This is a genomic window from Pseudorhodoplanes sp. (assembly GCF_050250235.1).
Taxonomy (GTDB): domain Bacteria; phylum Pseudomonadota; class Alphaproteobacteria; order Rhizobiales; family Xanthobacteraceae; genus Pseudorhodoplanes.
Genome location: NZ_JBFWPA010000268.1, coordinates 1 through 4,488, shown reverse-complemented (window position 1 = coordinate 4,488; position 4,488 = coordinate 1). Strand labels below are relative to the sequence as shown.

Annotated in this window: 5 protein-coding genes; 3 read left to right on the top strand and 2 right to left on the bottom strand. The window is 56.4% G+C overall.

The genetic code is table 11. From position 1 onward, the window contains the following. The coding region (locus AB7F49_RS38375) for a DMT family transporter (protein WP_428532959.1) at window positions 1-827 on the bottom strand (827 nt) is incomplete at its 3' end. Between the two features lie 363 nt (window positions 828-1,190). Then, entirely contained in the window at window positions 1,191-2,162 is a 972-nt protein-coding gene (locus tag AB7F49_RS38370; RefSeq protein WP_428532956.1) for an ABC transporter substrate-binding protein, read from the bottom strand. Between the two features lie 344 nt (window positions 2,163-2,506). Between AB7F49_RS38370 and AB7F49_RS38365 the strand changes: the two genes are divergently transcribed. The 3 genes from AB7F49_RS38365 to AB7F49_RS38355 form a co-directional block, all read left to right on the top strand. Then, on the top strand, window positions 2,507-3,316 hold the full coding sequence (locus tag AB7F49_RS38365) for an ABC transporter permease (RefSeq protein ID WP_428532953.1): 810 nt from the start codon (window positions 2,507-2,509) through the stop codon (window positions 3,314-3,316). Continuing rightward, window positions 3,313-4,113, top strand: a complete 801-nt coding sequence (locus AB7F49_RS38360; protein ID WP_428532950.1) for an ABC transporter permease — start codon at window positions 3,313-3,315, stop codon at window positions 4,111-4,113. The genes AB7F49_RS38365 and AB7F49_RS38360 overlap by 4 nt, the downstream gene beginning before the upstream one ends. Next, window positions 4,082-4,488, top strand: a 407-nt coding sequence (locus tag AB7F49_RS38355; RefSeq protein ID WP_428532947.1) for an ATP-binding cassette domain-containing protein, incomplete at its 3' end; no start/stop codon positions are given. The genes AB7F49_RS38360 and AB7F49_RS38355, both read left to right, overlap by 32 nt.

Genomic DNA, 4,488 nt, shown 5'->3' with positions numbered 1-4,488 from the left:
TGCCGCGCCAAGGTCTGTTCCCGCATGAATATATACAATCCGGCGACGACGATCAGCGCCGCGCCAATCAATGTAGGCGGCTGCGGGACTTCGCCAAAGACCGCGTATCCGAATATCGCCGTCCACAGCAGCATCGAATAATGATAGGGCACCACCACGCTCGCCTTCGCAAACGCGAGCGAGCGATTGATGCATATCGCGCTTGCGACGGCGAGAACGCCGATGACGGCCATTGCGCACAAGTCTGCCAGCGGCGGCACCGCCCATTCCGGGACGCCCGATTTGATCCACCAGACCGCGCCTGCGAGAATCACGATGCCAATGTGTTGCTCGAACAGCAGGACGCGATCTGCCGTGCCGCGAACGGCGCGCGTCACAATCAAGACGTTCGCGTAGATCAACGTCCCTGCCAACGGTATCAGGGCCTCCCATCGCAACATGCTTGCAGACGGACGCAGGGCAATGACCACGCCAACAAACCCGACCAGGATTGCGGTCCAGCGCCGCCAGCCGACGCGTTCTCCCAAAAGAGCGGAAATCCCCGCAACGAATATCGGGGTCGCCATATAGCAGGTTATGGCCTCAACCAGCGGAAGCCGCGTGATCGATAGGTAAAAGAAAAACGTTTCTGCCGTCATCAAGAGAAGCCGCAGAAGCTGAAGGCTGGGCCTTGGCGCGCTTCGGAAATGTTCCGGTCTTGTCAGCGGCAACACGATTGCAAGCGAAGCTGCGCTGCGGACGAACACGACAATGACCAACGGAAGGCCGAGAGCCATCCATTTGGCGAGGGCGCCGTTCCCAGCCGCGATGAAGCAGGCAAGCACCATCAGGCCAATGCCGATGAGAGGCGCGTCATGACTTTGCTTCAGGGCCAGGCTCCGGCGCAGAGGGCTATAATTCCAAGAGGCTTATCGGCGCGCAAAACCTTCAGGAAGGTCGCGGAAAATCCGACGTAAGATGAATGTAGCAAGTTCGATTAAAAGCCCGGATAGTCAAGAGTTGATAACCTTTTCAACTCCGGCCATCAACGACTGAGATCCTTCACCCCGGCGGGGCGGCAGAGATGCCTGACGACCCGCGCTCCTGGCGACGCTTCGTCCGTCTCATGACCTGGATTTTGAAACGAGCACACAGAAGTAAAATTCCGGCAGCGAGGCTGGATCGACGCCGCCTCGCTGCCAGACTCGCGATTATTTTGATTTGATTTTGCCTTCCTTGGTCAATTCGTCAAGGATGGAAAGATCCATGAGATCCTTCGGCTTGATTGACTTCGCTTTCTCTTCCTTTGACTGGTCGAGGAAATATTGGATCGAACGCTCAGTCGGGCGAAGATCGGAAGAATTCAGCGGAGAGTAATACTCCCAAGCCAATTTCGCATTTTTGATATCGGCGATCTTCAGTTGCTTCTGAAGCACGGCCTCGGCGCCGTCGCGATCCTTCTTATACGCCTCCGTCGCCTCCGCGAGCGCAGTCAAAAACGCCTTCACCACGGCGCGGCGATTTTTTATCATCTTTGTCGAAGTGACTGGAGCGACCGATAGGAAATCGGGTGCAATCTTTGGAAGCTCACCGAGTTTAGGATATCCCGCCTGTTCCGCTCTTGAATGAACTGGCGGCAGAAGCGTCGTAACCTGAACTTGGCCCGACTCGAGACCCGCAAAACGATTCCCCTGATTGCCGAGTTGGACAAGCGTGACATCGCTGGGGGAGAGTCCGAAAAACTTTATCGAAGCAAGCGCAGCCGAATGAGACTCGCTTCCGAACGAACTAATCGCCCATTTTTTTCCCTTAAGGTCAGCTGGGGACTTGATGTCCTTCGCCGCGTAAACATTCCCCGACAAATTTGTAAGGGTGGCGCCGATAAAGCGCACGTCTGCGCCTGCTAGAAAGGCCGAAGTGGTAGTCGGGCCATCGCACGCGCAAATCTCGATGGATTCTCCCAGAAGCGCCTGCATGCCCTTGGTTCCAGAATCGAGAAACGCGAGTGTCGTTTCCAATCCATGCTTGGCGAAGATCCCCTTCTCCTGAGCGTAGAACCAGGGACCATAGACGGCATCCGCAGACACATAACCGAGCGCGAGTTTTTCAGCGGCGGCACTGGCGCTCGGCGCGCAGATCGCGACTCCGAAGCCGACAATGCAGGCAAGTTTTCTCAGATTCATATCATCCCTCCCATGTTCATTCTCTCAGGCTCCACGATATCGAGACCGAGTCGATGTCGACCAAGTCGGAGCGTGCGCTTGAGCCATGCGCCGATATACCACATCGATTGCAAAATATAAATATGATGTTATTGTAATAGCGTGTTACGAAATCGATATCACGCAAGGATGATGGCCGCTAGCATCGCACATGCCGAAATTGGCTGAAAGTTTTTTGGAAGACTTCGCAGGCTCGCATTCGTCACGTTCTCACGGCCCCATGGCGGCGGTCTTGTGATGTCCGTATTTAGATTTCCGCGAACTCAGCCATGACCGTTCCGAAAAATTCATTCGTCTAAAGAAGCATGTCCGACACCTCAGCCAGCAAAGTGTCCGTGCAGGTCTCCAGACGTTCTTTTGAGCAGAGGATCTGGAGCTCAGCCGGCATCATCGCGATCCTGATCTTTTGGCAGGTCGGAGCGAACGCCGAGCTTTTACCGACCCGCTACACCAGCAGTCCCCTTCTCGTGGCCAAGGCTGCCATCCAGATGATGGCGGACGGCAGTCTGCTTCACGATGTGATGGTCACCTTGACCGAATTCACCATCGGCATGACCGCTGCTATTGCGATCGGCATACCCTTCGGCATTCTCGCTGGCTGGTACAAGCGACTGCAATATGCGGTCGATCCCTATCTCGCCGCGCTTTATGCCACGCCCTCGCTTGCGCTGCTGCCGCTGCTGGTCGTGTGGTTCGGCATCGGCATCAAATCGACCATCGTATTGGTGATCATCAGCGCTTTTTTCCCGATCGTTATAAACGTCCTACAGGGCGTGAAGACGGTGGACGCCAATCTCCTCCGAATGGCGAGAAGTTTCAATTCAGGCCAGATGCGGATATTCCGCGACATCGTATTGCCGGCCACCGTTCCGTTCATTGCAAGCGGCCTTCAACTCGGCGTGGCGCGTGGCCTGATCGGCGTGGTGGTTGGTGAGATGTACGCAGCCTCAAACGGCGGTCTGGGTTATGTGATCACCGTTGCCGGCTCCGCCATGGCTGTCGATCAGATGTTCGTTGCAGTCACGATCATCACCGCGTTGGGTATCATCCTGTTGGGCGCCACGCGCTCGTTCGAGCGCCGCATGCAACACTGGAAGCCTCGGGCGACACAATGAATCACCCGCAAATTTCCTCACCAGGAAGCCGTTCGCCGTGGCTTTCCGAACGTGTCTGGATTGGAACATTGTCGGTGATAACCGGCCTGGTCGTCTGGGAGCTGATTGCTCGCGCAGGTTTGGTCTCTCCGATCATGCTGAGCTCCCCCAGCGCCATCGTGATAGCTGCGGAACGGCTGATAGAGTCGGGCGAGCTTGAGAAGCACCTTCTGATTAGCGCGCGGGAATTTGCGGTCGGGCTGTTGCTTTCTATTGTGATCGGCCTTCCAACCGCGATCATCGCCGGATGGTACCAGCGCGCCGGCTGGCTCCTGCAACCCTTGATTGCTGCGCTTTATGCATGTCCCACGGTCGCGCTGTTTCCCCTGATCATCATTTTCGTGGGCGTCGGCTTTTGGGATAAAGTGCTGCTGATTACCATAAGCGGATTTCTGCAAATTTTCGTTGCAACGACGACCGGCATTCGCGCGACCGACCACCGCTGGGTTCGTGTCGGACGCAGTTTCAACGCCAGCCAGATGAAGATATTTCGCAGCATCGTGATACCCAATGCCGCGCCTTACATCCTGCTCGGGCTGCGGCTCGCAGTCGGACGCTGTGTTGTCAACGTGGTCGTCGCCGAGTTGTTGGCGGCAGAGGGCGGCCTCGGCTACATGATTGCTTATTACGGAAATACCTTCCGTATAGCAGAAGTTTTCGTAGCGCTGGCAGTCGTCGTCATCACCGGCGTCATTCTCAACCAGGTTCTGCTGATGTTCGAGCAATATGCCGGCCGTTGGCGACAGGCAATCAATTAGCGGGGTGCAAATGAGCAAAAAGCTTGAACTCCGCGATCTCTCGTTCGCCTATGAGAACCTGACCGCGCTCGACCGCGTCACCTTTGATGTTGAGGAAGGGGAGTTCGTAAGCATCGTCGGCCCGAGCGGGTGCGGAAAGAGCACATTGTTGAGCGTGATTGATGGGCTCGTGCCGGCGAGCGGCGGACGAATCATCCTCGACGGCAAGGACGTGCACAAGCCTGGGCGCGACCGTGCCATGGTATTTCAGGAGGCTTCGCTGCTGCCGTGGCGAACCGCTCTCGGCAACATCACGTTTGGCCTTGAATGCCACAACGTTTCCGGGAAGGAGGCACGCGAGAAAGCCCAGGAGCTCATTTCGCTGGTCGGTCTAGA